This is a genomic window from Streptomyces sp. NBC_00523 (genome assembly GCF_036346615.1).
Taxonomy (GTDB): domain Bacteria; phylum Actinomycetota; class Actinomycetes; order Streptomycetales; family Streptomycetaceae; genus Streptomyces.
The window spans coordinates 1,505,675-1,531,770 of sequence record NZ_CP107836.1 but is presented as its reverse complement, the minus strand read 5'-3'; the positions used below and the strand labels follow the sequence as shown (position 1 = coordinate 1,531,770).

Annotated in this window: 24 protein-coding genes; 16 read left to right on the top strand and 8 right to left on the bottom strand. The window is 73.6% G+C overall.

Translation table 11 applies throughout. The features are described 5' to 3' along the window. Positions 1-3: 3 nt before the first annotated feature. Positions 4-786: a nucleotidyltransferase domain-containing protein gene (locus OHS17_RS06870; protein WP_330311451.1), complete on the top strand. Its 783-nt coding sequence runs from the start codon at positions 4-6 to the stop codon at positions 784-786. Here the strand turns inward: OHS17_RS06870 and OHS17_RS06865 are convergent. After that, on the bottom strand, positions 775-1,476 hold the full coding sequence (locus tag OHS17_RS06865) for a nucleotidyltransferase domain-containing protein (protein ID WP_330311450.1): 702 nt from the start codon (positions 1,474-1,476) through the stop codon (positions 775-777). The genes OHS17_RS06870 and OHS17_RS06865 overlap by 12 nt on opposite strands. Before the next feature lie 129 nt (positions 1,477-1,605). Between OHS17_RS06865 and aroH the strand changes: the two genes are divergently transcribed. From aroH to der, 5 genes are all read left to right on the top strand, one after another. Then, positions 1,606-1,968: a chorismate mutase gene (gene aroH / locus OHS17_RS06860; RefSeq protein ID WP_330311449.1), complete on the top strand. Its 363-nt coding sequence runs from the start codon at positions 1,606-1,608 to the stop codon at positions 1,966-1,968. Beyond that, positions 1,965-3,050, top strand: coding sequence for a prephenate dehydrogenase (locus OHS17_RS06855; protein ID WP_330311448.1), 1,086 nt, complete (start codon positions 1,965-1,967; stop codon positions 3,048-3,050). The genes aroH and OHS17_RS06855 overlap by 4 nt, the downstream gene beginning before the upstream one ends. A gap of 124 nt (positions 3,051-3,174) precedes the next feature. Continuing rightward, complete coding sequence (cmk, locus tag OHS17_RS06850) at positions 3,175-3,891, top strand: (d)CMP kinase (protein ID WP_161210296.1); 717 nt, start codon at positions 3,175-3,177, stop codon at positions 3,889-3,891. Then, a complete protein-coding gene (locus tag OHS17_RS06845) occupies positions 3,888-4,550 on the top strand; it encodes a lysophospholipid acyltransferase family protein (RefSeq protein ID WP_328899499.1) in 663 nt (220 codons plus the stop codon). The genes cmk and OHS17_RS06845 overlap by 4 nt, the downstream gene beginning before the upstream one ends. A gap of 64 nt (positions 4,551-4,614) precedes the next feature. Further along, complete coding sequence (gene der, locus OHS17_RS06840; RefSeq protein ID WP_018103619.1) at positions 4,615-6,084, top strand: ribosome biogenesis GTPase Der; 1,470 nt, start codon at positions 4,615-4,617, stop codon at positions 6,082-6,084. Between the two features lie 72 nt (positions 6,085-6,156). On the opposite strand, the gene OHS17_RS06835 is transcribed toward der, so the two are convergent. Continuing rightward, entirely contained in the window at positions 6,157-6,480 is a 324-nt protein-coding gene (locus tag OHS17_RS06835; protein ID WP_164628072.1) for a hypothetical protein, read from the bottom strand. Between the two features lie 152 nt (positions 6,481-6,632). Then, positions 6,633-7,415, bottom strand: a complete 783-nt coding sequence (locus tag OHS17_RS06830) for a hypothetical protein (RefSeq protein ID WP_330311447.1) — start codon at positions 7,413-7,415, stop codon at positions 6,633-6,635. 622 nt (positions 7,416-8,037) lie between these two features. Here OHS17_RS06830 and OHS17_RS06825 point away from each other — a divergent pair. Then, entirely contained in the window at positions 8,038-8,253 is a 216-nt protein-coding gene (locus tag OHS17_RS06825) for an I78 family peptidase inhibitor (protein ID WP_018103622.1), read from the top strand. A gap of 75 nt (positions 8,254-8,328) precedes the next feature. Here the strand turns inward: OHS17_RS06825 and OHS17_RS06820 are convergent, their stop codons facing one another. After that, a complete protein-coding gene (locus tag OHS17_RS06820; RefSeq protein WP_330311446.1) occupies positions 8,329-9,342 on the bottom strand; it encodes a phosphatase PAP2 family protein in 1,014 nt (337 codons plus the stop codon). Positions 9,343-9,808: 466 nt separating this feature from the next. Here OHS17_RS06820 and OHS17_RS06815 point away from each other — a divergent pair, with 466 nt between their 5' ends. After that, positions 9,809-11,533, top strand: coding sequence for an MFS transporter (locus tag OHS17_RS06815; RefSeq protein WP_330311445.1), 1,725 nt, complete (start codon positions 9,809-9,811; stop codon positions 11,531-11,533). Between the two features lie 40 nt (positions 11,534-11,573). After that, positions 11,574-12,785 carry an acyl-CoA dehydrogenase family protein gene (locus OHS17_RS06810; protein WP_330311444.1) on the top strand — a complete coding sequence of 404 codons (1,212 nt, stop codon included), beginning with the start codon at positions 11,574-11,576 and terminating at the stop codon, positions 12,783-12,785. A 15-nt stretch (positions 12,786-12,800) separates the two neighbouring features. Here the strand turns inward: OHS17_RS06810 and OHS17_RS06805 are convergent, their stop codons facing one another. After that, a complete protein-coding gene (locus OHS17_RS06805; protein WP_073968076.1) occupies positions 12,801-13,244 on the bottom strand; it encodes a cell division protein SepF in 444 nt (147 codons plus the stop codon). Positions 13,245-13,549: 305 nt separating this feature from the next. On the opposite strand from OHS17_RS06805, the gene OHS17_RS06800 reads away from it, so the two are divergent. From OHS17_RS06800 to OHS17_RS06780, 5 genes are all read left to right on the top strand, one after another. Beyond that, positions 13,550-14,779 carry a DUF5685 family protein gene (locus OHS17_RS06800; protein WP_330311443.1) on the top strand — a complete coding sequence of 410 codons (1,230 nt, stop codon included), beginning with the start codon at positions 13,550-13,552 and terminating at the stop codon, positions 14,777-14,779. Between the two features lie 436 nt (positions 14,780-15,215). Beyond that, positions 15,216-16,190, top strand: coding sequence for an LLM class flavin-dependent oxidoreductase (locus OHS17_RS06795; RefSeq protein ID WP_330311442.1), 975 nt, complete (start codon positions 15,216-15,218; stop codon positions 16,188-16,190). Next, the gene (locus tag OHS17_RS06790) at positions 16,187-17,101 is read left to right on the top strand and encodes an LLM class flavin-dependent oxidoreductase (protein WP_330311441.1); all 915 of its coding nucleotides are present in this window, start codon (positions 16,187-16,189) and stop codon (positions 17,099-17,101) included. Before OHS17_RS06795 ends, OHS17_RS06790 begins: the two co-directional genes overlap by 4 nt. A gap of 5 nt (positions 17,102-17,106) precedes the next feature. Further along, positions 17,107-17,907, top strand: a complete 801-nt coding sequence (locus tag OHS17_RS06785; RefSeq protein WP_330311440.1) for a DUF1684 domain-containing protein — start codon at positions 17,107-17,109, stop codon at positions 17,905-17,907. Between the two features lie 188 nt (positions 17,908-18,095). Then, entirely contained in the window at positions 18,096-18,995 is a 900-nt protein-coding gene (locus OHS17_RS06780; protein WP_330311439.1) for a S1 family peptidase, read from the top strand. Between the two features lie 63 nt (positions 18,996-19,058). Here OHS17_RS06780 and OHS17_RS06775 read toward each other — a convergent pair whose 3' ends face one another. From OHS17_RS06775 to OHS17_RS06765, 3 genes are all read right to left on the bottom strand, one after another. After that, positions 19,059-19,544: a phospholipase gene (locus OHS17_RS06775; RefSeq protein WP_330311438.1), complete on the bottom strand. Its 486-nt coding sequence runs from the start codon at positions 19,542-19,544 to the stop codon at positions 19,059-19,061. A 137-nt stretch (positions 19,545-19,681) separates the two neighbouring features. Beyond that, complete coding sequence (locus tag OHS17_RS06770) at positions 19,682-20,233, bottom strand: hypothetical protein (RefSeq protein WP_330311437.1); 552 nt, start codon at positions 20,231-20,233, stop codon at positions 19,682-19,684. An 11-nt stretch (positions 20,234-20,244) separates the two neighbouring features. Then, positions 20,245-21,270 carry a DUF3533 domain-containing protein gene (locus OHS17_RS06765; protein WP_330311436.1) on the bottom strand — a complete coding sequence of 342 codons (1,026 nt, stop codon included), beginning with the start codon at positions 21,268-21,270 and terminating at the stop codon, positions 20,245-20,247. A 129-nt stretch (positions 21,271-21,399) separates the two neighbouring features. Here OHS17_RS06765 and OHS17_RS06760 point away from each other — a divergent pair, with 129 nt between their 5' ends. Both OHS17_RS06760 and OHS17_RS06755 read left to right on the top strand, forming a co-directional pair. Beyond that, positions 21,400-24,909, top strand: coding sequence for a DNA polymerase III subunit alpha (locus OHS17_RS06760; RefSeq protein WP_330311435.1), 3,510 nt, complete (start codon positions 21,400-21,402; stop codon positions 24,907-24,909). Then, positions 24,906-25,937, top strand: a complete 1,032-nt coding sequence (locus tag OHS17_RS06755) for a DNA polymerase Y family protein (protein ID WP_330311434.1) — start codon at positions 24,906-24,908, stop codon at positions 25,935-25,937. Before OHS17_RS06760 ends, OHS17_RS06755 begins: the two co-directional genes overlap by 4 nt. The last annotated feature ends 159 nt before the right edge of the window (positions 25,938-26,096 follow it).

The following is a 26,096-nucleotide window of genomic DNA, read 5'->3' as shown; positions in this document are numbered from 1 at the left end:
GCCATGCCCTCGTACACCACGCTCCTCCAGGAGGCCGGTCTACCGGTCACCGATCTCGGCCCGGTCCTCGCCGGCGAACGTCACCCGCTGCTGTTCGCCACGGTCTCCGGGGCGCACCTGTACGGCTTCCCGTCCCGGGATTCGGACGTGGACATGCGCGGGGTGCATCTGCTGCCCGCGGAGGACCTCGTGGGGCTGCGGGAGCCCGAGGAGACCCGTTCGCGGATGTGGGACCGGGACGGGGTGGAGATGGACCTCGTCACGCACGACCTGCGCAAGTTCGTCCGGCTGATGCTGAAGCCGAACGGCTATGTGCTGGAACAGCTGCTCTCGCCGCTGGTCGTGCACACCACCCCGCTGCACGCCGAACTGGTGGCCCTCGCCCCGCAGGTCCTCACCCGCAATCACGCCCACCACTACCGGGGGTTCGCCAACACACAGTGGCGGCTCTTCGAGCGCACCGGTGAGCTCAAGCCACTGCTGTACACCTTCCGGGCGCTGCTCACCGGTATCCACCTGGTGCGCAGTGGTGAGGTGCTGGCCCACCTGCCGACGCTCCTCGCGCGGGTGGACGCTCCCGGCTACCTGCCCGGCCTCATCGCGGCCAAGGCGGAGGCCGAGCACGGGGGAGCGGACGGCGTGGACGCGGCGGCGGTGGGCCGGGACGTCGCGGTGCTCCACGGGGTGCTCGACGCGGCGCAGGAGGCGTCGGAGCTTCCGGACGGAGCGGGCGGCTTCGACGCGCTCCACGACCTCGTGGTGCGGGCCCGGCTCTCAGAGCGCTGAGGCCGCCGCCGACGCCCGGCGCGTGCGGACGAGGAAGTCCTCGATGCGCGCACGGTCCGGCTCGTCGGGCAGTGGGGAGGTGGCGGCCGCCTCGTCGTTCTCGGCGGCGAGGAGGGTCATGCGGCGTACGACCTCCGGCCAGGGGACCTCGCCGCGCTTGACCGCGAGGAGGGCTTCGCGGGCGTCGCCCACCTCGATCGTCAGTTCGCCGGTGCGCAGCAGGTCCCGGCAGCTCGCCAGCAGCCGCAGCAGGTGCATGGCGTGCTTCCAGCGCGGGGCGCCGTGGACGCGGACGTCCGCCTCCAGCTTGCGGCGCTGGGCCAGGGCATAGCGTACGAACGAGTCGTGCGCCCGGCGGGAGAGGAAGGCGCCGCGCAGGGCGAGCAGCTCCCGGCCGGTGTCGTCCACGTGATCGACCAGCGGCGAGTGCAGGCACTCCAGCACGTTCGGATTGGCCCGCAGGGCCAGCTCGCAGAAGCGTTCCAGCTCCCAGGAGAACTGCTCGTCCGCCGGGCCCTCGATGTGCGTGGGCGGCTTCTCGAAGCGCCAGAACAGCGGGGTCGGTGCCAGGAACACGCCCCGCCGGTCGGTGTCGCTGGTCTCGGTGGCGAGACCGAAGGCGCGCGAGCCCATCACACAGGAGTACACCGTGTGGCGGCGCACCAGGGCCTCGTCGGTCGGCGTGATCATGCCGGGAGGCTACGCGAGGACCGGGCGCGGGCGCGTCTCATAAAAAGGGCGGGCGGGCACGGGACCCCGGCGCCCCTCTAGGCTGATCGCATACGCGGAAAGCGGTACGGAACGAGCGAGGAGCACGACGTGGCGGTACGAGCGGTCCGGGGCGCCGTCCAGCTGGACCGGGACGAGACCGGGCACCTGCACGAGCAGGTCGGCGCCCTGCTCACCGCCGTGCTGGAGCGCAACGAACTCGTCGCGGACGACCTGATCAGCATCTGGTTCACGGCCACGCCCGACCTGCACAGCGACTTCCCGGCCGCCGCCGCGCGCTCCATCGGGATCACCGACGTACCGCTGATCTGCGCCCAGGAACTGGACATCGAGGGGGCCATGCCCCGGGTGGTCCGGGTCCTGGCGCACGTCGAGACCTATCTGTCCAAGGCCGAGATCAACCACGTCTACCTCGGCGCCACCGCCGCCCTGCGCAAGGACATCGCCCAGTGAGAACCGCCGTCGTCATCGGTACCGGCCTCGTCGGGACCTCCGCGGCCCTCGCCCTCGCGGGCCGGGGCGTCACCGTCCACCTGGTCGACCACGACCCCGAGTCGGCCAGGACCGCCGCCGCGCTCGGCGCCGGTACGGACGAGCCGCCCGAGGGCCGCGTCGACCTGGCGGTCGTGGCCGTGCCGCCCGCCCACACCGCGACCGTGCTCGCCGCCGCCATGCGCGACGGGGTGGCCCGGGGCTACCTCGACGTCGCCAGCGTCAAGGGCGGCCCGCGCCGCGAGCTGGAGGCGCTGGGGGCCGACCTCACCCCGTACATCGGCTCGCACCCCATGGCCGGCAAGGAGCGGTCCGGTCCGCTCGCCGCGACCGCCGACCTCTTCGAGGGGCGGCCCTGGGTGCTCACCCCGACCCGGGACACCGACACCGAGGTGCTGAACCTCGCCCTGGAGCTGGTCGCGCTGTGCCGGGCCGTCCCGGTCGTCATGGACGCCGACGCCCACGACCGGGCCGTCGCGCTCGTCTCGCACACCCCGCAGCTGATCTCCTCGATGGTCGCGGCGCGGCTCGAGGACGCCGACGAGAGCGCGGTGCGGCTGTGCGGGCAGGGGATCAGGGACGTGACCCGGATCGCGGCTTCGGACCCGCGCATGTGGGTCGAGATCCTGTCCGCCAACCCCGGTCCCGTCGCCGACGTCCTCGCGGGCGTCGCCGCCGACCTGGAGGAGACGGTCACCGCGCTGCGCGGGCTCCAGTCCGCCGACGAGGAGAAGCGCCGCGCGGGCACCGAGGGCATCCGTGACGTCCTGAGCCGGGGCAACGCCGGCCGCGTCCGGGTGCCCGGCAAGCACGGCGCCGCCCCGGCCTCGTACGAGACGGTCGCCGTCCTGATCAGCGACCGCCCCGGCGAGCTGGCCGCGATCTTCGCCGACGCGGGCCGGTCCGGGGTCAACATCGAGGACGTGCGCATCGAGCACGCCAGCGGCCAGCAGGCCGGTCTCGTCCAGCTCATGGTCGAACCGAGCGCCGCGCCCGTCCTGGCGGCGGCCCTCCGCGACCGGGGCTGGTCGATCCGTCAGTAGGACCATGGGACACTGGCCGGTCGCACGCTTGTCCACAGGGGTGACCGGACCCCTCCCCGCACTCGGTAACCTTGTGCGGGGCGGGTTCACGCGTCCCGCCCAGCCCGCCCCGAGCACCAGGAAGGTGTCCACCACCGTGGAAACCGTAAGCGCCGCCGTCCGGACCGCCCCGGCCGCAGTGATCGTCGCCATCGACGGCCCCTCCGGCACCGGCAAGTCCAGCACCTCCAAGGCCGTCGCCGCCCAGCTCGGCCTCAGCTACCTGGACACCGGGGCCCAGTACCGCGCCATCACCTGGTGGATGCTGAACAACGGCATCGACGTGCACGACGCCGCGCAGGTCGCGACCGCCGCCGCCAAGCCCGTCATCGTCTCCGGCACCGACCCCGCCGCCCCGACGATCACCGTCGACGGCGAGGACGCCTCCGGCCCGATCCGCACCCAGGAGGTCACCTCCAAGGTCAGCGCCGTGAGCGCCGTCCCCGAGGTGCGCACCCTGATCACCGAGCTCCAGCGCACCATCGCCGCCGAGGCGGCGAAGGGCATCGTGGTCGAGGGCCGCGACATCGGCACCACCGTGCTGCCCGACGCCGACATCAAGATCTTCCTCACCGCGTCGCCGGAGGCCCGTGCCGCCCGCCGCAGCGGCGAGGTCAAGGGCGCCGATCTCGCCGCCACCAAGGAAGCGCTGATCAAGCGGGACGCCGCGGACTCCGGCCGCAAGACCTCCCCGCTCGCCAAGGCCGCCGACGCGGTCGAGGTGGACACCACCGAGCTGACGCTCCAGCAGGTCATCGAGTGCGTCGTCACCCTCGTCGGGGAGAAGCGGGCCGCGAAGTGACCGACGCCACGAGCGCGCCCTCGCCGCGTGGTGCGGCGGTCGGGCGCGGCATCGGGATCGGGCTGATGTACGGGCTCTTCAGGCCCCGCGTCCTCGGTGCCTGGCGGGTCCCGGCCGCCGGACCCGTCATACTCGCGGTGAACCACTCGCACAACATCGACGGGCCGATGCTGATGGGCACCGCGCCCAGGCCCGTCCACTTCCTGATCAAGAAAGAGGCGTTCGTCGGCCCCCTGGACCCGTTCCTGCGCGGAATCGGGCAGCTGGAGGTGGACCGTACGACCGCCGACCGCACCGCCATCACCCGCGCGCTCGGCGTGCTGGAGGACGGCGGGGTGCTCGGGATCTTCCCCGAGGGCACCCGGGGCGAAGGAGACTTCGCCTCGCTGCGCGCCGGGCTCGCGTACTTCGCGGTGCGCAGCGGGGCGCCGATCGTCCCCGTGGCCGTCCTGGGAAGCACCGAGCGCCGCGGCCGGTTGATATCGGCACTGCCGCCGCTGCGCAGCCGCGTGGACGTCGTCTTCGGGGACGCTTTCGAAGCGGGCGACGGCAGCGGCAGGCGTACGCGCAAGGCGCTGGACGAGGCCACGCTGCGCATCCAGGCCCGGCTGACCGGCCACCTGGAGCACGCCGGGCGCCTCACCGGGCGCACCGGGTAAGACTTGAGTAGTGGACCGCGCGCTGCGTGGTCCATCGATGATGATGCAAAGAGGAACGGACTTCATGAACGACCAGATTCACTCCGGCGGCTCGGACCACGAGCACGGAGAGCTTGGCGATGCCGAGTACGCGGAGTTCATGGAGCTCGCCGCGCAGGAAGGGTTCGACCCCGAAGAGGTCGAGGGCGCGCTGGACGAGGCCGGTCACGGACCGCTCCCCGTCCTCGCCGTCGTCGGCCGGCCCAACGTCGGCAAGTCGACCCTGGTGAACCGGATCATCGGCCGCCGCGAGGCCGTCGTCCAGGACAAGCCGGGCGTCACCCGCGACCGCGTCACCTACGAGGCCGAGTGGGCGGGCCGCCGCTTCAAGGTCGTGGACACCGGCGGCTGGGAGCAGGACGTCCTCGGCCTGGACGCCTCCGTCGCCGCCCAGGCGGAGTACGCGATCGAGACGGCCGACGCGGTCGTCTTCGTCGTGGACTCCACCGTCGGCGCCACCGACACCGACGAGGCCGTCGTCAAGCTGCTGCGCCGGGCCGGCAAGCCCGTCGTGCTCTGCGCCAACAAGGTCGACGGGCAGAGCGGCGAGGCGGACGCCACCTCGCTGTGGTCGCTCGGCCTCGGCGAACCGCACCCCGTCTCCTCGCTGCACGGCCGCGGCACCGGCGACATGCTGGACGCCGTCCTGGAGGCCCTGCCCGAGGCCCCGCCGCAGTCCTTCGGCACGGCCGTCGGCGGCCCCCGCCGCATCGCGCTCATCGGCCGCCCGAACGTCGGCAAGTCCTCGCTCCTGAACAAGGTGGCCAACGAGGACCGCGTCGTCGTCAACGAGCTGGCGGGCACCACCCGTGACCCGGTGGACGAGCTCATCCAGCTGGGCGGCGTCACCTGGAAGTTCATCGACACGGCCGGCATCCGCCGCCGCGTCCACCTCCAGGAGGGCGCGGACTACTACGCCTCGCTGCGCACCGCGGCCGCCCTGGAGAAGGCCGAGGTCGCGGTCATCCTGATCGACTCCAGCGAGTCGATCAGCGTCCAGGACCAGCGCATCGTGACCATGGCCGTGGAGGCGGGCCGCGCCGTCGTGCTCGCCTTCAACAAGTGGGACACGCTGGACGAGGAGCGCCGCTACTACCTGGAGCGCGAGATCGAGACCGAGCTCGCGCAGGTCGCCTGGGCCCCCCGGGTCAACGTCTCGGCCCGCACCGGCCGCCACATGGAGAAGCTGGTCCCGGCGATCGAGACCGCGCTCGACGGCTGGGAGACCCGCGTCCCGACGGGCCGGCTCAACGCCTTCCTGGGCGAGATCGTCGCCGCCCACCCGCACCCGGTCCGGGGCGGCAAGCAGCCCCGCATCCTGTTCGGCACCCAGGCGGGTACCAAGCCGCCGCGCTTCGTCCTCTTCGCCTCCGGTTTCCTGGAGCACGGCTACCGGCGCTTCGTGGAGCGCCGCCTGCGCGAGGAGTTCGGCTTCGAGGGCACCCCGATCCACATCTCGGTCCGGGTCCGCGAGAAGCGCGGCCGCAAGAAGTAACCCGCGAGGCGGTACGCGACAGCCCCGGAGCGCTCGGTCACCGAGCGGTCCGGGGCTGTCGCGTACGGGAGGTCAGGCGTCCCGTGAGCCGGGCGGCAGCGCCGCGGGCCGGGTGCGCCCCGCATGGCGGCCCACCCGCTGCCAGCCGCCGAGGCTCCCGGAGCGGGTGCCCGTGCCGGACCGGTCGCCCGTCGCCGTGCCGCCGGGGGAGGAGTGGCCCGAGTGGCCGCGCAGCGGGGCGCGCGAGCCGAAGAGGCCGAGGGCCTGGAGGCCCAGACTCTCCTCGCCGGTCCGATCACCCGGCAACGCCCGGAACGAGCGGCGGTACTCGGAGTACAGCGCGTCGTAGATCGGGGTGTGGGACGGGCCGCCCGAGGGGTCCTGCGCGGGACGCATCGCGGGGATCGGGCTCGGACGCTGGTGGGAGGGGTCGTATGAGTGCACGTAGGTGCCAACGACCTCGTGGGCCGTCGGATGCGGGCCCGCCGGGGAAACACCCGTCGGACAGACAACTGTTCGCCGCCGGGGCTCCGGATGCGCGGTCACGGTCAGGTCCCGGCCAGCGGCATGGCGGCGGCGACCAGCAGCCCGGCGGCCGCGGCCTTCTCCAGCGCGTCGCGCAGCAGGTCCTCGCGGGGCTGCTGGCCGATGGAGCCCGCCGGGGCGGCGTAGACCAGCACGGTCTGCGACTTGTTGGCGGCGGTCCGCCAGCCCTCGGTGACCTGGAGCGGCGCGTGCGCCTGCCACCAGGCGACCGGGGTGCCGCCCCCCGTGCCCGGCTGGAGCACGGCGTGCAGCTGGCCCATGGCGAGCAGGATCGACCAGCCGTGCAGCACCTCCGGCACCTGCTCCATGCGGTGGACCGGCTGGAAGCCCTGTTCGAGGAGGAGCTGGAGGAACTGGTCGCCGTCCCGGCCGTCCGTCCCGGGGCGGGCGATCGCGCCGGTCGGCTCGACCACCAGGGCCGGGTGCAGCTCGTCGTCGATCAGGACGAGGCCGCTGGTGATGCCGAGGACGGCCTGCTCGGGGACGACCCGCTCCGGCTCCCCCTGCCCGCCGCCGGTGATGCTGCGGACGGCGCCCTGAAGCTGCTCCTCGGCGACCTGGACGACCTGCGAGGGGATGCAGCTGGCGTGAGCGAAGGCGAGCACGGCGGTCTCGTCGCCGACGAACAGCACCGTGCTGGTGCGCTCCTGCTCGGAGTCGCCGGGGGTGCGGCAGGAGGTGCAGTCGTAACTGCCCGGGGCGTTGTCGCCGACGAGCAGCCGGTCGGCTTCGGCGTCGCCGATCTCGGCGCGTACGTCCTCGCTGACGTCGAGCATGCGCGGCACGGGTGGCTCCTCGAACTCGGTACGTGCGCCGGGGGGTTCCCGGCTCAGAGATGACAACGGGCGAGCCGCGGCCGGGGTCACGCGGGAAGCCGTACGGAATCGGGCCCGGGCGCGCCGGGAGGGTGGGGGATCAACCGACAAAGGAGGAGAAAACAGCCCGCGCTGGCAGGTGTGGAGGGGCGGGCGCGGGGTAGACGCGCGAAGCGGGCGGTACCCCCGCCGCGTGCCGGAATGCGCGGAACCGGGTTGTCCGCTATACGGTCCCGTGGCCCCGGGCGGGTCCGTCCGATGGTATGCCTGTCGGTCCCGGGGATAAGGGTGCGATAAGGGAGGGCGAATTACCGGCGAGGCCCGTCCTCGTGGAACGTTTTCCCTCGGAGAATTCGGCCTCGCCCCCGGGTGGAAATCCGCGTCGTTTTCCCGCCCTTCCGATGATCGTCCACCGGCCTGTGCGATTACTGTGCGTCCGGTTGTGAATCGCACGTTCGGGTGAAGGGGGTCGTGGCGAACACGTGTCGGGATCCTGTGACACAAGTGTGACCGGTGAGCGACATGAGGATGCCGTGTGCCCGCGCGCGGCCCCCGCTACCGCCCCCGCACCCGGGCGCCTACGGTGAGAGGCATGGCACCCATACCGACCCCTCCCGCCCAGCCCGACGACGCCACCGGCGCGTATGTGGGGCTCTCCGCAGAGACCGCCGAGCAGCGGGCCCGGGAGCACGGCTGGTCCACCGTACGGGCCCTGCCGCCGGGCACGGTCATCACCATGGAGTTCCAGGTGGGCCGGATCAACTTCGAGGTCGACGGCGGCGTCGTCAGGCGCTGCTGGACCGGCTGAGCCGCCCGGACTCCCGGCATACGCGTGAGGGGCCCCGACCGGACATGGTCGGGGCCCCTCACGCGTATGCCGGGATCAGCCGCCGGCGACCGGCCGGGCCGGAGCCGTGCCCCCGCGCGGCGCGCGGTCGGCGTGCGGCGGGCGCCGGCTGCCGGCCGGCGTCACCGGGGACCGCTCCGAGCGCACCGCGTGGGCCGTGGCCGGCGCGGGATGGGGGCGGGGGCGGCCGTTGACGGCCGGCGGACGGCCTGCCTGGCCGCGTGCCGGACCCTGCGCCGCCGGCTCCTCCGCGGGCGGCTGTGCGGCCGGTACGGGCGCCGGGGCGTCGGTGGCGGGCACCGGGGCCGCGGGACGGCTGCCGGGGGCGCCCAGCCGGGCACGGGCGGCGAAGATCCAGTTCTCGGCGCGGGTGATCAGCGGCTCCACCCAGGGCAGGCCGAGCAGGATCAGCAGGCCCGCCGCCCAGCCGAGGAGCACGTCGCTCAGCCAGTGCGTACCGAGGTAGACCGTCGTCAGTCCGACGCCGAGCGAGACGATCGCGGACATGGCCGACAGATAGCGCCTGGCCCGCGGGGTGGCGGCCAGGTAGGCGAGGATTCCCCAGGTCACGACGGCGTTGGCGGTGTGGCCGGAGGGAAATATATCGCCGCCGGCGAAGAGCTCGGCCGATCCGATCCTGGTCGCGTAGTGCGGGCCGAGCCGGCCGAGGCCGATCTTGACCGCGCCCACCGTCAGGTTGAGCAGCAGCAGCGAGGCGCCGAGCGTCAGCAGCGGACGCAGGGTGTGCTGCCGCCAGGAGCGCCAGCCGAGCCAGCAGGCGACCATGACCGCGGTGGGCCCGCGCTGACCGAGGACCACGTAGTAGTCGAGGGCGGCGTGGATTTCGGGCCACTGCTGGTAGGGCCGGAAGAGCATGACCTTCCAGTCCAGAGCCACCAGCCAGGACGACATGAGCACGGCAACGACGATGGCCAGATAGAACGCCAACGTCCCGCCGAAGAGAGCGATGCGGTGACGGCTCATCCGCGGTGTCTCTATCTTCGGCGGTTCCGGCTCCCGGTCCAGCCGGGCGAAGAAGTCGGTACGCACCCAATCGACGTTACAGCGAGTGAGTGGGCGCGCCTGTCGATCCGGGCGCTTTGTGATGACGATGTGATGTGGAGTATGTCTCAGCCCCCGGGTTTTCCCAGGGAGTCTGAATAACTCTCCTATTCTTTTCGGCCTGTTATGCGATTCCTGTTCGACAAGTAATCCGCTGGCGCTTGCGAAGAATTCCGGGGATCCCGAAGTGTGTTTATCCACGGTGCGGCGAAACGGAACGGAGGGTGTCAGTCCGGTTACCGTACGGCTTCGGGCGGAGGGCGTACGGCCCCCGCCGGGCGGTGCGCGCAGTGGCGTACGCCACACTCCGCCGGGTTGGACGGTATGAGATGGACCACGTGTGGCCCGGCCGAACTCGCGTACGCTGACGGATCACTCGCCCGTCGATGCCGGGCCCGGACACCGCGTCCCGTGGGCCCGCCGAGAGCGAGGGGACCATCTGGGAGGTAAATGCATGACCGGCACGCCCACCGCCCGAATCCGCCTGCGCGCAGCCGCCGACGGTGCCAACCGCTGGGTCGTCCTGGTCGTCCTCTGCCTCAGCCTGCTGCTCGTCGCGCTCGACGCGACCGTGCTGCACGTGGCCGTCCCCGCCGTCACCGAGGACCTGCGGCCCAGCGCCGCCGGTCTGCTGTGGATCGTGGACGCCTACCCGCTCGTCTGCGCCTCGCTGCTGATCCTCTTCGGCACCCTCGGCGACCGGGTCGGACGCCGCCGCGTCCTCCTGCTCGGTTACGCCCTCTTCGGCGTCGCCTCGGCCCTTGCCGCGCTGGCCGACAGCGCGGGCGTGCTCATCGCGGCGCGGGCGCTGCTCGGCGTCGGCGGGGCGATGATCATGCCCGCCACGCTCTCGATCCTGCGCCAGGTCTTCCCCGACCGGCGCGAACGGGCCGTGGCGATCGGCGTCTGGTCCGCCGTGGCCGCCGTCGGCGCCGCCACCGGGCCCGTCATCGGCGGCTTCCTGGTCGAGCACTACTGGTGGGGCTCGGTCTTCCTGATCAACATCCCGCTGATGGCCCTGATCCTCCCGGTCGGCCGACTGCTGCTCCCCGAGTCCCGGGGCAACGACGACGGACCCTGGGACGTGCTCGGCGCGCTGATGGCCGCCGCCGGGGTGCTCGGCGTGGTCCTCGGAGTGAAGCGGGCAGGCACCGGCGAGGGCCTGGCCGACCTCGCGACCCTGGTGCCGCTGCTGCTCGGGGCCGCCCTGCTCGCCGCCTTCGTGCGCCGCCAGAAACGGCGTACCCACCCGCTGATCGACATCGGCATGTTCACCCGGCCCGCCTTCTCGACCGCCGTCGGCTGCATCGTCCTGGCCATGCTCGCCCTGGTCGGCCTGGAGCTCGTCGCCGTCCAGTACCTCCAGCTCGTCCTGGGCCTCAGCCCCCTGGAGACCGGCCTCCGGCTGCTGCCGCTCACCTTCGCCGCGATGGCCGCGGGCGCCACCGGCTCCCACACCCTGCGCCGGTTCGGGCCGCGCCGGATGGTCGGCTGGGGCTTCGTCCTGACGGCTGCCTCGGTGCTGACCCTGACCGTGATGGGCCGCGACGACCGGCCCGTTCTGCTGGCCGTCGCCTTCGTGGCCCTCGGCTTCGGCCTCCAGTCCACGCTGTTCGGCGCGTACGAGTCGATGCTCAGCGAGGCCCCCGCCGACCGGGCGGGCGGGGCGGCCGCGATCGGGGAGACCTCCTACCAGCTGGGCGCCGGGATGGGGATAGCGCTCCTCGGCAGCGTGATGAACGCCGCCTATACGCCCGGCCTCGCGGGGCTGCACGCCGACGGCGTCCCCGCCTCCGCGGCCGCCGGGGCCGGCCACTCGCTCGGCGAGGCGTACCAGGAGGCCGCGGCGCTGGGCGGGCCGCTGGGTGCCGTCCTGCGCACCACGGCCCGGGACGCCTTCATCGACGGGCTGCATGTGACGCTGCTGGTCAGCGCGGGGCTCCTGCTCCTCGGGGCGCTCGCCGCGCTGCGGCTGCCCCGGGTGATGGAGTGCGCCCCGAAGCTCTGCGAGCCCCGGGAGCCGGCGGAGAAGCTCGGCGACACACCGCCGCGCGAGGCCGCGGACCGGCTCGACGCACCGCCCCGGGTGCCCGCGCGGCGCCGCGCGGGCGGGGCGGGCCCCGGACACCCTGGACGTCCGGCACACCGGGTCGTAACGTCGGCCCGGCACCGTAACTAACGCTGCTAGTTTTCGAGCACCCCGCCGGAGGCACACCCTCATGTCCACCGCCCCCACCTCGAAGCTCCCGCCCTTCGACCCCCGCGACCCGATCAGCGTCGACGACCTGCTGAGCCCCGAGGACCTCGCGATCCGCGACACCGTCCGCACCTGGGCCGCCGACCGCGTCCTGCCGCACATCGCCGAGTGGTACGAGAACGGCGAGCTGCCCGGCATCCGTGAGCTGGCCCGCGAGCTGGGCGCCCTCGGAGCGCTCGGCATGTCGCTCCAGGGCTACGGCTGCGCCGGGGCGACGGCCGTCCAGTACGGACTGGCCTGCCTGGAGCTGGAGGCGGCCGACTCCGGCATCCGCTCGCTCGTCTCCGTACAGGGCTCCCTCGCCATGTACGCGATCCACCGCTACGGCTCCGAGGAGCAGAAGCAGCGGTGGCTGCCGGGCATGGCGGCGGGCGAGACCATCGGCTGCTTCGGCCTCACCGAGCCCGACCACGGATCGGACCCGGCCGCCATGCGCACGTACGCCAAGCGCGACGGCGAGGACTGGGTGCTCAGCGGCCGCAAGATGTGGATCACCAACGGCTCGGTCGCCGGGGTCGCGGTCGTCTGGGCGCAGACCGACGAGGGGACGGCCGGCACCGGCATCCGGGGCTTCGTCGTCCCGACCGACGCGCCGGGCTTCTCCGCGCCCGAGATCCGGCACAAGTGGTCGCTGCGCGCCTCGGTCACCAGCGAACTGATCCTGGACGAGGTGCGGCTGCCCGCCGACGCCGTCCTGCCCGGGGTCACCGGACTGCGCGGCCCGCTCAGCTGTCTGAGCCACGCCCGCTACGGCATCGTCTGGGGCGCCATGGGCGCGGCCCGGTCCAGCTTCGAGGCGGCCGTCGACTACGCGCGCACCCGGGAGCAGTTCGGGAAGCCGATCGGCGGCTTCCAGCTCACCCAGGCCAAGCTGGCCGACATGGCCGTCGAGCTGCACAAGGGCATCCTGCTCGCCCACCACCTCGGGCGGCGGATGGACGCGGGGCGGCTGCGCCCCGAGCAGGTCAGTTTCGGAAAGCTGAACAACGTGCGGGAGGCCATCGAGATCTGCCGCACCTCGCGCACGATCCTCGGCGCCAACGGGATCTCGCTGGAGTACCCGGTGATGCGGCACGCGACCAATCTGGAGTCGGTCCTCACCTACGAGGGGACCGTGGAGATGCACCAGCTGGTCCTGGGGAAGGCGCTCACCGGCCTGGACGCGTTCCGATGAGCGCCCGCAGGGCGGTCAGCTCTGGTTGAAGAAGCCGTCGGCCGGCCGGCCGACGGCTTCGCCGTTCATCACCTGGGTGTCGGCGGGGGTCAGCAGGAAGACACGGGTGGCGACGCGGTCGATCGACCCGCGCAGTCCGAAGATCAGGCCCGCGGCGAAGTCCACCACGCGCTTGGCGTCGGCGGAGTCCATGGACGTGAGGTTCATGATCACCGGGACGCCGTCCCGGAAGAGCTCGCCGATGGCGCGGGCGTCCCGGAAGCTGTCCGGGGTCACGGTGGCGATCCGGCGGCCCGTCTCCTCGGCGGTCTCGGAGGCCACCCGCACCCGGGGATCGGTCACCCACGCCTGACCGGTACCGGTCCGTGCACCCTCGGCGTACTCGTCGTCGTCGTAGTACCGCTCGTCGTTGTCCTCTACGAGGCCCAGCCAGGCACTCGCCTTGCGCACCGATCCCATGGACGCCTCCTCTCACCGCGGTTCCTTGGTGTTCCGCATCTCTTTCGTATCCCTATGGTCGTCCATGATGCGGATCGTGCGCCAAGGGGATAGGCGGCGCGCAGGGCATTCGTGACGGTACTGGTGCAGAGGATGTGGCGATTCGTCAGGCTTCGTACGGGTAAGGGGGCCTGAAGAAAGAAAATATGAAGTCCGGGCCGTACGGGTGACATGGGGGACGTACGGGTGAACGGGCCGCTCGATACGATGCCGTCGCATCCGCGCCCGAGCGCGGCACACACGCGAACGAATACCGGGGGACGGCCGTGTTCGGAATAGTCAGGCCCTGTACGCATCGCCTCTCCGAGAGGCTCAAGACCGAGTGGATGGCCCACCTCTGCGGGCTCTGTCTGGCGCTCCGCTCCGACCACGGGCAGTTCGCCCGGGTCGTCACCAACTACGACGGCCTGATCGTCTCAGTCCTGACGGAGGCTCAGACCGAACGCACCCCCGGACAGCGCCGCACGGCCGGGCCCTGCCCGCTGCGCTCCATGCGCACCGCGCCCGTCGCGCGCGGCGAGGGCGCCCGGCTGGCCGCCGCCGTCTCGCTGGTGCTCGCCTCGGCCAAGGTGCGGGACCACGTCGCCGACCGGGACGGCCTGTTGGCCCGGCGCCCGGTCGCCGCGGCGGCCCGCCGGGTCGCGGCGAGCTGGGACCGGGCCGGGGCGCGCACCGGCGCGCAGCTCGGCTTCGACACCGCCGTCCTGGTCGACGCCGTCGACCGGCAGGCCGGCATCGAACTCCTCGCCGGACCCGGCACCCCGCTGCTGACGGTCACCGAGCCCACCGAGACCGCCACCGCCGCGGCCTTCGCGCACACCGCCGTCCTCGCGGGCAGGCCGGAGAACGCCGAGCCGCTCGCCGAGGCCGGACGCCTCTTCGGGCGCCTCGCGCACCTGCTGGACGCCGTGGAGGACCAGGAGGCCGACGCCGCGGCGGGTGCCTGGAACCCGCTCACCGCGACCGGCACCTCGCGCGCCGAGGCCCGGCGGCTGGCCGACGACGCGCTGAAGGGCGTACGGCTGGCGCTGGCGGACGCGGAGTTCACCGACGGCCGCCTCGTCCATGTGCTGCTGACCCACGAGCTGCGGCGCTCGGTGGACCGGGCCTTCGCCACGGACGTCTGCTCCCACCGGTCCGGCGGGCTGCTGACCGTATCCGGCGAACCGTCAGGAACGGGGCCCGCGGGCTCCTTCGGGCCGCCGCCGGGCAATCCGTACGCGCCCACGGGACCGGGCGGACCCTCCGGGCCCCGGCCGCCCGAGCCGCCGCGCGACCGGCGCGGGCTCGTCGTGGGCTGCCTGGTGTGGGCCGGGCTCGCCTGCACCTGCCAGATGTGCTGCGGCACCTTCGAGGACCCCTGGTCGCGTCAGCGGCGTGAGGGGCTGTGCAGCCAGTGCGACTGCGGGGACTGCTGTGACGGCTGCGACGCGTGCAGCAACTGCTGCGACTGTTGCAGCTGCTGTGACGGCTGTGACTGCGGGTGCGACTGCTGAGGCGGTGTCACCTGTACGTCGTCACCCCTGCGTCCCGCTCCGCGGCATGGCGGAGCGGGACGGAGTGAGGGGAGGGTGTGCTGCTGTGCCGGACGTGCGAGGGCGCGCCTGGACAAGGGTGGGACAGGCGCGGGGAGCAGGGCGTCGGCTCAACAGGAACAGGACCACACGCGACCGAAGTCGATGTGGGAGCGCTTGACCAGCCACTGCTGCGATTGCATGGCCCCAGTGGAACAGCCGTCCGATGACCCGTCAACTGCCTTGAGACGTACTGCTCACAGTGTGGACAGGCTTGACAGTCCGCCCCCGGCACCGCTTGTCTCGGGGGAGGACCGGGCTGAGGGGCCCGTCCGCCCTGCTCCACGCTGCTGCGATTCCGCGTTTCCGCGCCGAGGGCGCGCCCCGTGTCCGATCACCGTATCCACGGAGCCTCCCCATGCCCGCGCGCCCATCCGCGTCCCGTCCCGTCCTGCGCCCCCTCCACCTGGCCGCCGAGATCGGCGGCCCGCCCCGGTACGACGCCGCCCACCACACCGCCCTCGCCCGGCTCGCGGAGGGCGGCGCGCTCGACTTCGTCACCCTCGGCGACTCCTTCGCCCGGCCGGGGCCCGACGCGCTCGCCGTCCTCGCCCGGGTGGCCCCCGCCACCCGCCGCATCGGCCTCGTGCCGACGGTCACCGCCACCCACACCGAGCCGTCCCGCCTGGCGTCCGCCGTGGCGACCCTGGACTGGGTCAGCCGGGGCCGGGCGGGCTGGCGGGTCGGCGTGTCCGCGACGGAGGCCGAGGCCCGGCTGTTCGGCCGCCGCCCCGCCGCGTCCGCCGACGCGCTGTGGGGCGGGGCCGGGGAGTGCGTGGAGGACTGCGCCCGGCACTGGGACCACTGGGAACCGCCCCAGGGCCACCCCGTCGTCGTCATCGACGGCACGCCCGAACCGGCCAGGGCCGCCGCCGCGCGCCACGCCGACGTCGTCCTCGTCCGGGCCGCCACCCCCGAGCGGACCGCCGCGATCCGCGACGACGTGCGCCGCCGCGCCGCCGCGCACGGCCGGGACCCCGACGCGCTGCGGGTGTTCGCCGCGCTCACCGTCGACCTCGGCGACGCCGAGACGGCACCGGAACCGGGGCTGGCCGACGAGCCGCCACCGGCCGACCGGGGGACCTACTACCGGGGCGGCCCGGTCGACCTGGCCGAGCTGATCACCCGGTGGTACCGGTCCGGCGCGGTCGACGGCTTCCACCTCACCCCGATCACCCCCGGGCGCGACCTCGAACGGATCGTCAACGGCACGGTGGCCCTGCTCCAGCACCGCAGCCTGTTCCGGACCTTCTACCCGGGCGGCACCCTGCGCGAGCACCTGGGCCTGGCCCGGCCCGCCCGCCGCCGCGCCGAGGCCGGAGCGCGCGTATGACGACCGCGCCGCCCCGGCGGATGCACCTCGCCGCGTCCGCCCCCGGCGCCGGGGAGCGGGCCGGGTTCGCCTCGTACGAACGGCTCGCGCGCACGGCGGAGCGGGGCCTGTTCGACTTCCTCCTCGTCGCCGGGGACGCGGCCGACGGGCCCGACGCGCTCACCGTGCTGGCCGCCCTCGCCGCCGGCACCGACCGGCTCGGCCTGGCCGCCGACGCCGCCTTCGGGGAGCCCTGCGAGCTGGCCCGCCGCCTCGCCACCCTCGACCACCTCAGCGACGGCCGGGCCGCCTGGCACGCCCACGCCCCGGCCGGCGGGCACCCGCGCGCCGCAGAGTGCGTCGCCGCCGCCCGCGCGCTCTGGGACTCCTGGACGCCCGACGGCGCCCCGCGCCCCGTCGCCCATCGAGGGCGGTACTTCGCGGTGGAGGGAGAGTTCACCGTGGAGCGCTGTCCGCAGGGGCATCCCGTCACCGTCCTGGCGGGCGACTCGCCCCAGGACCGGGAACTCGCCGCGTCCGCCGCCGACGTCGTCGTCCTCCCGCACACCACGTTCGACGCGGCCCGCGCCCGCTACGCGGAGGTGAAGGGGCGGCTCGCGGCCCACGGCCGGGCGCACGACGAGCTGAAGGTCATGCTCCGCGTCGCCCTCGTGCTCGACGACGCCGACGGCACCGGTGCGCAGGCCCCCCTCACCGGCAGCCCGGCCGCCGTCGCCGCGCTGCTCACCGCGTACGTGGCCGAGGGCGCCGCCGACGGCTTCGTCCTCGACCCGTACGCCCACGGCGGGCTCGACGGCTTCGTGGACCGGGTCGTCCCGCTCCTCCAGGACCGGGGGGCGTTCCGGCGTACGTACACCGGCTCGACGCTGCGGTCGCAGCTCGGGATCGCCGCACCCGTATGGAAGGGTTGACCACCATGAGCACGCACGCACAGCAGCAGGCAGCGCGGGACTGGGAGCGCTGGCACGAGGAGCGGACCGCCACGGTCTCGGCGCCGTACGGTCCGCTCTCCCTCACCGGGACCCACTGGCTCGCGGACTACCCGGAGGGGCGAATTCCGGCCGTCCCGGGCCGGTGGCGCGAGGAGGACGGCGCACCGGTGCTCGACGCCGCCCCGGAGGACGGGCTGACCGTCGACGGGAAGCCCTTCGCCGGGGAGGTCCGGCTGGGTGCGGATCAGGGGCCGATCGACGCCTCCCGGGTCGCGCACAAGGGACGCAGGCTCGTCGTGCTCAGCCGCGAGGGCCTGTGGGCGGTCCGCGTCTTCGACCCCGGATCGCCCGCGCGGCGCGCGTTCCGGGCGATCGAGGCGACCCCGTACGCGCCGCGCTGGGCGGTGCCGGGCACCTTCCGCCCGTACGCGGACGCGCGCACCGTCCGGGTCGAGAACGCCGACGGTGTCGCCCGCGGGCTCGGGCTCGCCGGGGAGATCGCCTTCGAGCTGGACGGGGCCGGGCACACGCTCCAGGTCGCCGTCGAGCCGGACGGGTCGCTCTGGGCCGTCTTCGCCGACGCGACCAGCGGGAACAGCAGTTACCGCTTCCGGTTCCTGCGGCCCGCCGCACCGGACGCCGACGGCGCGGTGACCGTCGACTTCAACCGGGCGCTGCTGCCGCCGTGCGCCTTCGCGGACCACTTCATCTGCCCCTTCCCGCCGCCGGGCAACACCCTTCCGGTGGCCGTGGAGGCGGGGGAGCGGCAGCGGGCCGACGACTGAGGGGCTGCCACGAGCTCAGGCCAAAAGGCACCCTTGCGCGAGAAGTTGACGCCTTGAATACTCCCGAGCAGCGCTTGTCAGGGGCACGGCATATCCGGAATGCGGACGGATGGCCGTGTGCCTGACTGCGCCTCACGGGTCCGACCACCCCACAGGCGGACCCCCGATTCCCCTCGGGAGGAATGACAGTGAGGATCAAGCGCACCACCCCCCTCAGCGGTACCGCCAGACGCACTCGGGCCCTCGCCATCGCGGCGGGCCTGGTGGCCGTAGGCGCTCTGGCTGCCCCCACCGCCCAGGCGAACTCCAGCGGAACGTACAGCGCCAACCAGCTCGCCGCCGCCAGTGACGCCGTCCTCGGCGCCGACATCGCTGGCACGGCGTGGAGCGTCGACCAGAAGACCGGGAAGGTCGTCGTCACGGTCGACAGCACGGTCTCCGCGGCGGAGATCAAGCAGATCAAGGACTCCGCGGGCGGCAACGCGGGCGCCCTGCGCATCGAGCACACCCCGGGCAAGTTCAACAAGCTGCTCGCCGGAGGTGACGCGATCTACGCCCCCGGCTGGCGCTGTTCCCTCGGGTTCAACGTCCACAGCGGCAGCACGTACTACTTCCTGACCGCCGGGCACTGCACCGACGGCAACCCGCCCTGGTACACCAACTCCTCGAACAGCACCTACATAGGCCCGACGGTCGGCTCCAGCTTCCCGGGCAACGACTACGGAATCGTGCGCTACGACAACACCTCGCTCGCCCACCCGGGCAAGGTCGGCAGCGTCACCATCACCGGCGCGGCCAACGCCACGGTCGGCATGTCGGTGACCCGCCGGGGCTCCACGACCGGCATCCACAGCGGCACCGTCACCGGGCTCAACGCCACGGTCAACTACGGCAACGGTGATGTCGTCTACGGCATGATCAAGACCAATGTGTGCGCCGAGGGCGGCGACTCGGGCGGTCCGCTCTACTCCGGTTCCAAGGCCGTCGGCCTGACCTCCGGCGGCAGCGGCAACTGCAGCTCCGGCGGTACGACGTTCTTCCAGCCGGTCACCGAGGCGCTGAGCGCGTACGGCGTCACGCTGAACTGACGCCCGGTCCCGTACGGACACATGGCCCCCGGTCCCGCCGGGGGCCATGTGCGTGGGCGCCGGTCAGCCTCTGCCCGCGCCCGCCCCGGCCGGTGCCACGCCGAAGATGTCCACCGCGTGGTAGTACGTCCACGCCGTGGCGTCGCACGAGGTCCGCTTGGCCCCGGAGTAGGCGGCGCACACGCGCTTGAGGTCCGCGTAGAGGGCGTTGTCGAGCCGGGCCTTGTTGGCGGAGAACGTCCCGGCGGCCTTGTAGTTGCGGTACCCGAAGTCGTGGCGGGCGCAGGCCGTCTGGAACGGGAAGCCGAAGGGGTTGTCGGGCGAGCTGCTGCAGTAGTCCGTCGACCAGTCGAAGCCGTACGCGGACCAGGCGCCCTTGTTGTTGCGGGCGGAGTTCCACGCGTTGTAGCTGGCGGCGCTCGTCTGCGTCCAGGAACTGAGGACCTGGGGTTTGTCCGCGGGGGCCGCCGAGGCGGACGCGACGGGCAGCAGGGCGAGCGGGAGCGACAGCCCGAGGGCGGCGAGCAGGGTGGCGACGCGACGGCGCATGGACAACCTCCGTGGGGAGAGGGGCGGTTGGACCGGCCTTGCGGGTGTGCGAGGTCGCTCCAGAATGCCGCCATGCACCTGCCACGCCTAGGGGCGTGCGGGGGCTCTTCGGTGTCGTGCGCCGTGTGGGGTGCGCGTCAGCGGGCGTGCCGCTGCCCGAGCAGGCGGGCCTGTTCCTTCTTCAGTTCGGTGAAGCCCTTGCGCGCGTACGCGGCTATCTCCCGGCTGGGGAACGACACCACCGAGAGGTGCTGTTCGTGGTTGCCCCGCGACCACCGGGCGGCCGTGATCTCGTAACCCGAGACATGGGCGCACAGCTGGAGCAGGAGGGGCGGCATCACCGGCTCGTTCAGGAGGTCGGCGTGGGTGAGGACGAGATCGCGCATGGCCCGGATGTTCGGGAGGAAGACGGTCGTGACCCACAGCCGCCACTCGGCGAGCTCTTCCTCGGTGGGCGGCGTCTCGTGGTCGAAGGGGGATCTGCCGTCGGGGCGGGCGTTGCGCTCCACGAACGCGGCGAAGATGCGGCTGTTGGCCTCGGTGAGGGCGAACAGGGGGCCGTAGAAGTCGCCGAGCTGGCGGTTCACCCGGGTGAGGCGTTCCTGGCGCTGCGAGAGGCGCAGTCCGTTGAGATAGGTGAGCGCATAGCCGGCGAACGCGAGCCCGACGGTGACGGCCAGTGTGATCATGGCCGCCGATGCTAGCCGGGGGACGCCTCCGTCGTCGCCGGTCGGTCCGGGGCCCTGCGCATCGCCGTCAGCAGGGTGCCCGCCGTGCCCGCCACCGCCCACGCGGACAGGACCAGGAGGGGGCCAGTCACCGCGTTGCCGTGGAAGTACGCGATCGAGCGGGCCGTCCAGGTCGAGGCGCCCGGGGGCAGGGCGGGGCCGATCGCGCGCCAGAAGTCCGGGAGCATCGGGAGCGGGAAGGCGCCGCCCGCGCTCGGGTTGCCCGCGATGACCACGATCAGGACGGCCAGGCCGATGCCGACGATGCCGGTGAGCCCCTCCAGGGCGAGGGTGATCATGCCGACCGCGAAGACGGTCAGCGCGCCCAGGCCCGCCAGCCCCCAGAAGCTGCCCGGCAGGGCGCCGAGGGCCGGGCCGATGATGAGCGCGCCGCCGATGCCGCCCGCGATCGCGTACAGCGCCATGACCCCGGTCCGGATCAGCGCGCGCTGCCGGTTGGCGGGGCGGGTGCCCGCGCTGATCGCCAGGATCGAGGCGCACAGATAGCCGCCGACGCACCAGCCCACCGCCAGATAGAACGCGGACAGCCCGTCGAAGTCCTGGCGCGAGGCCGGGGCCACGTCGACGGCGCGCACGGTGCGCCGCTGGGCCGCCTCCGCCTCCTTGGCGATCTTCGTGAGCGAGGTGGCCAGGACGGTGCCCCCGCCGGAGGCGACCAGCACGGTGTCCCGGGTGCCCCGGGGGTCCACGATCAGGGCGCCGTCGATTTTCCGGTCGAGGATCTGCCGGCGGGCGGTGGCCTCGTCGGAGACCGTACGCGGGTCGAGCGGGCCGCCCGGGAGGCCGTCCAGCTGGGCGACGAGCCGGGCGGACGCCTGGTGGGGCGCGACGACGCCGAAGGGGACGTCCGTCGGCTTCGGGTGGTGCAGCGCCCCGATGTAGGACGCGATGAACAGCAGCTGAAGAGCCAGCACCCCGATGACGAGCAGAGCGGCCCGGGGGGTGACGGCGTTCCGCACCTCGTCGGCGAAAGTCATGCCCCCACGCTCCGGGCTACCCCTCGCGCGCGCAGTCGGGGCGCGGCCGAACGGCGGAAGGGGAGGGGGCCGTGACCGGGGGAGACCGGGCGGGCGCCGAGTATCGTACGAGTGTTCGAAACTTGGTTTATGGTGGAGAGCGAGGGGGTGGCCAGCGCGTACGAATCGGTTCAGGAGGTGCAGGTGCCCGGGTTCACGCATCTGCATACCGCCTCCGGGTTCTCCCTGCGGTACGGGGCCTCGCACCCGGAGCGGCTGGCGGAGCGCGCCGCCGAGCGCGGCCTGGACGCCCTCGCGCTGACCGATCGCGACACCCTGGCCGGAGCGGTCCGGTTCGCCCGGGCCTGCGAGCGGGAAGGGGTGCGCCCGCTGTTCGGGGTGGACCTCGCGGTGGGGCCGGGGGCGGGGGAGGCGCCCGCCCGGCGCCCCCGCACCCCTGCCCGGGGAGGTGTCTTTGTCGATGAATCGGCACCCCGGGTCACCTTCCTCGCCCGAGACGGCGCCCTGGGCTGGGCCGAGCTGTGCCGTCTGGTCACCGCCGCCCACGCCGCCGTCCCCGAGGGCGGGCGGCCCCTGCTCGGCCGGCCCGCGCTGCCCGCCGAAGGGCTCACCGTGCTGCTCGGCCCCGCCTCCGACGTGGGCCGGGCCCTGTCCGCGGGCCGCCCCGACCTGGCCGCCGCCCTCCTCGCCCCCTGGCGCGAGCTGTACGGCGACGGCCTGCGCCTCGAAGCCGTCCACCACGGGCGGACCGGCACCGGGCCCGGTTCGCTGCGGCTCGCCGCCCGTACCGTCGGCCTCGCCGCCGAGCAGGGCGTACGGGCCGTGCTGACCAACGCCGTCCGGTACGCCGACCCGGGGCAGGGCCCGGTCGCCGACGTGCTCGACGCCGCCCGCCGCCTCGTCCCCGTCGACCCGCGCCGCGCCCCGCTCGACAGCGGTGAGCGCTGGCTCAAGGACGCCCGCGCGATGACGGAGACCGCCGAGCGGATCACCTCGGCCGCCGGGCTCGGCGCCGGTGCCGGGGCGCGGCTCCTCGCGGAGACCCGGGACACCGCCGAGGCGTGCGTGGTGGACCCCGGGGGCGACATCGGCCTCGGTTCCGTCCACTTCCCCGAACCCGGCCTCGTCGGCGCGGACCGGCGCACCGCCCAGCGGGTGCTGGCCTCCCGCGCCGCCGCCGGGATGGTGCTGCGCGGCTACGACCGCAGGCCCGGGTACTGGGACCGGATGCACCACGAGCTGGACATCATCGCCCACCACGGCTTCGCCTCGTACTTCCTGACGGTCGCCCAGGTGGTGGACGACGTACGCGCGATGAAGGTGCGGGTGGCCGCCCGGGGCTCCGGGGCCGGTTCGCTGGTCAACCACCTCCTCGGCATCGCCCACGCCGACCCGGTCGAGCACGGGCTGCTGATGGAGCGCTTCCTGTCCAGGCGCCGCTTCGTGCTGCCCGACATCGACATCGACGTGGAGTCGGCCCGCCGCCTCGACGTCTACCGCGCGATCATCGACCGCTTCGGCGCCGAGCGGGTCGCCACCGTCGCCATGCCCGAGACCTACCGGGTGCGTCACGCCATCCGCGACGTCGGCGCCGCGCTCTCCATGAACCCGGCCGAGACCGACCGGCTCGCCAAGGCCTTCCCGCACATCCGGGCCCGCGACGCCCGCGCGGCCATGGAGGAGCTGCCCGAGCTGCGCGAGGTCGCCAGGACCAGGGAGACGTACGGGAGGCTGTGGGAGCTGGTGGAGGCGCTGGACGCACTGCCGCGCGGCGTCGCCATGCACCCGTGCGGGGTCCTCCTCTCGAACGCCTCGCTGCTGCGCCGTACCCCCGTCGTGCCCACCAGCGGCGAGGGCTTCCCGATGTCCCAGTTCGACAAGGAGGACGTGGAGCACCTGGGGCTGCTCAAGCTGGACGTGCTGGGCGTACGGATGCAGTCGGCGATGGCGCACGCGGTCGCCGAGGTGAAGCGGGCCTCGGGGCGCGAGGTGGACCTGGACGCCGTGGAGCCGGGCGACCCGCGCACGTACCAGCTGATCAGGACGGCCGAGACGCTGGGCTGCTTCCAGATCGAGTCGCCGGGCCAGCGGGACCTGGTCGGCAGGCTCCAGCCGGAGAACTTCCACGATCTGGTGGTCGACATCTCGCTGTTCCGGCCGGGCCCGGTCTCCGCCGACATGGTCCGCCCGTTCATCGAGGCCCGGCACGGCCGGGCGCCGGTCCGCTATCCGCACCCCGACCTGGAGGGCGCGCTGAGCGAGACGTACGGCGTGGTGGTCTTCCACGAGCAGATCATCCAGATGGTCGACATCATGACCGGCTGCGGCCGCGACGAGGCCGACCGGGTCAGGCGCGGGCTCTCCCACCCCGAGTCCCAGCCCCTGATCAGGGTCTGGTTCGCCCAGCACGCGGCGGCGCGCAAGTACGACGCGGAGGTCATCGCCCGCGCCTGGGAGATCATCGAGGCGTTCGGCAGCTACGGCTTCTGCAAGGCGCACGCGGTGGCCTTCGCCGTACCCACGTACCAGTCGGCCTGGCTGAAGGCGCACCACCCGGCGGCCTTCTACGCCGGGCTGCTCACCCACGACCCCGGGATGTACCCGAAGCGGCTGCTGCTCGCCGACGCCCGGCGGCGCGGGGTGCCCGTGCTGCCGTTGGACGTGAACCGGTCGGCGGCCGCCCATCGAATCGAACTGGTGTCTGATGAGGGGGAGGGGAGGGAGCGCTGGGGGCTGCGGCTCGCGCTCTCCGACGTGCACGGGATCAGCGAGGCCGAGGCCGCCCGGATCGAGGACGGCCAGCCCTACAGCTCACTGCTGGACTTCTGGCAGCGGGCCCGCCCGGGAAGGCCGGCCGCCGAACGGCTCGCCCAGGTCGGCGCGTTGGACGCGTTCGGGGCCAACCGGCGCGATCTGCTGCTCCATCTGTCCGAACTGCACCGCGCCCAGCGCGGCGCGGGCTCCGGCGCGCAGCTCCCGCTCGGCGGCGGCCACCGCACCGCGTCCGTCGGCCTGCCCGACCTCAACGAGGCGGAACGGCTCAGCGCCGAACTGGGCGTGCTGAGCATGGACGTCTCGCGCCATCTGATGACCGATCACCACGCCTTTCTCGAGGAGCTCGGCGCGGTCTCGGCCAAGCGGCTGCGCGAGGCGCGGCACGGGGAGACCGTGCTGGTCGCGGGCGCCAAGGCAGCGACCCAGACCCCGCCCATCCGCTCCGGCCGCCGGGTCGTCTTCACCACCCTGGACGACGGTACGGGCCTGGTCGACCTGGCCTTCTTCGACGACAGCCACGCCGCCTGCGCGCACACCGTCTTCCACTCCTGGCTGCTGCTGGTGCGCGGGGTGGTGCAGCGGCGCGGGGCACGCAGCCTGAGCGTGGTCGGCGCGGCCGCCTGGAACCTGGCGGAGCTGGCCGAGCTGCGGCGCACCGGCGGACTCGACGCGGTCGCGGAGCGGCTGGCGCAGGTGCCGGAGCCGGAGGCCGGGGAGGACCCGGAGCCGGCCGGTGACGACGGGCGGCGCATCCGGATGCCCACCGGTTACGAGATGAACCCCTGGGCGGACCTCAAGCCGCCCGGCGAGGGGCTGCCCACCGGACGGAAGCTGTGGCACCAGAGCCCGGGGAGCGCGGGATGACCGGGGCGGCCGAAGACTCCGAGGCGACTGGTGCCTCCGGGGCCGACGTCCTCTGCCTGCGGTTCCGGCGGGTCGGCGGCGGGTCCCCGGACGCCGCCGGGTACGCGGGGCTGCTCGCCCTGCTCGGCTCGTTCACCCCGGTCGTGGAGGCGGCGCCGCCCGACGGGGCGCTCGCCGATGTGCGTGGCGCGCTGCGCTACTTCGGGCGGGACGTGCAGGGCCTGGCCTCGGTGATCCGGGTCCGCGCGCTGGCCCTGCACGGGGTGGACTGCGCGATCGGGGCCGCCCCGAACCCGATGCTGGCCCGGATGGCGCTGCGGCAGGCCGCGCCCGGGACGACCTTCGTGGTGCCCGCCGACGGGGTGGCCGCCTTCCTCGCGGACCGGCCCGCCGCCGCGCTGGACGGCGTCGGGGCGGCGACGGCCCGGACGCTGTGCGGATACGGGCTCGACTCCGTCGGCCGGATCGCGGCGGCCCCGCTCGGCACCCTGCAACGGATCACCGGGGCGCGGACCGGGCGCGACCTGTGGGAGCGGGCGCACGGCGTCGACCGCACCGCCGTCCGGCCGAACGCCGCCGCCCGCTCGGTCGCCGCCGAGCGCACCTTCCCGCGCGACGAGCTGGACCCGGAACGGCAGCGGCGCGCGCTCATGTCGCTCACCGAGGAGCTGGGGGCGCGGATGCGCGGCGAGGGGCAGGTGTGCCGCGCGCTCGCGGTCTCCGTGCGCTACGCCGACCGCACCGGCTACTCGACGCTGACCCGGAGCCGTACCCTCCGCGAACCCACCGCGCACTCCGCGGAGCTCACCGCGCTCGCGTACCGCATCCACGAATCGTTCGGCCTGCAACGGGCCCGGGTGCGGGGGATCGGGCTGCGCGCGGAGGGGCTGGGCGAGGCCGAACGGGCTGCGCGGCAGCTGAGCTTCGACCCGGTGGACGAGCGGGCCCGGCGGATCGAGGCGGTCGCGGACCGGCTGCGCGAGCGGTTCGGCCCCCGGGCCGTGATGCCGGGGCGGCTGGCGGCCTGAGCGGTGCGCGCGGGGCCGCGCGGGCCCCGGACGGCTCGCGTAACCCGTCGGCCGGCGGCCCCGTGGACTTTTTACCGACGCGTAACTTCCCACTGAACCCTACTCATGCGTAATTTGGCATGAGCACGCAGAACGTCAGCAGAACTTGTGGTCCGGGCC

Excerpts from the sequence above, each read along its gene's own strand:
- OHS17_RS06870 (WP_330311451.1), top strand. The coding sequence starts at position 4 with ATGCCCTCGTACACCACGCTCCTCCAGGAGGCCGGTCTACCGGTCACC.
- OHS17_RS06865 (WP_330311450.1), bottom strand. The coding sequence starts at position 1,476 with ATGATCACGCCGACCGACGAGGCCCTGGTGCGCCGCCACACGGTGTAC.
- der (WP_018103619.1), top strand. The coding sequence starts at position 4,615 with ATGAACGACCAGATTCACTCCGGCGGCTCGGACCACGAGCACGGAGAG.
- OHS17_RS06835 (WP_164628072.1), bottom strand. The coding sequence starts at position 6,480 with ATGCGTCCCGCGCAGGACCCCTCGGGCGGCCCGTCCCACACCCCGATC.
- OHS17_RS06825 (WP_018103622.1), top strand. The coding sequence starts at position 8,038 with ATGGCACCCATACCGACCCCTCCCGCCCAGCCCGACGACGCCACCGGC.
- OHS17_RS06815 (WP_330311445.1), top strand. The coding sequence starts at position 9,809 with ATGACCGGCACGCCCACCGCCCGAATCCGCCTGCGCGCAGCCGCCGAC.
- OHS17_RS06810 (WP_330311444.1), top strand. The coding sequence starts at position 11,574 with ATGTCCACCGCCCCCACCTCGAAGCTCCCGCCCTTCGACCCCCGCGAC.
- OHS17_RS06805 (WP_073968076.1), bottom strand. The coding sequence starts at position 13,244 with ATGGGATCGGTGCGCAAGGCGAGTGCCTGGCTGGGCCTCGTAGAGGAC.
- OHS17_RS06795 (WP_330311442.1), top strand. The coding sequence starts at position 15,216 with ATGCCCGCGCGCCCATCCGCGTCCCGTCCCGTCCTGCGCCCCCTCCAC.
- OHS17_RS06790 (WP_330311441.1), top strand. The coding sequence starts at position 16,187 with ATGACGACCGCGCCGCCCCGGCGGATGCACCTCGCCGCGTCCGCCCCC.
- OHS17_RS06785 (WP_330311440.1), top strand. The coding sequence starts at position 17,107 with ATGAGCACGCACGCACAGCAGCAGGCAGCGCGGGACTGGGAGCGCTGG.
- OHS17_RS06775 (WP_330311438.1), bottom strand. The coding sequence starts at position 19,544 with ATGCGCCGTCGCGTCGCCACCCTGCTCGCCGCCCTCGGGCTGTCGCTC.
- OHS17_RS06770 (WP_330311437.1), bottom strand. The coding sequence starts at position 20,233 with ATGATCACACTGGCCGTCACCGTCGGGCTCGCGTTCGCCGGCTATGCG.
- OHS17_RS06765 (WP_330311436.1), bottom strand. The coding sequence starts at position 21,270 with ATGACTTTCGCCGACGAGGTGCGGAACGCCGTCACCCCCCGGGCCGCT.
- OHS17_RS06760 (WP_330311435.1), top strand. The coding sequence starts at position 21,400 with ATGGTGGAGAGCGAGGGGGTGGCCAGCGCGTACGAATCGGTTCAGGAG.
- OHS17_RS06755 (WP_330311434.1), top strand. The coding sequence starts at position 24,906 with ATGACCGGGGCGGCCGAAGACTCCGAGGCGACTGGTGCCTCCGGGGCC.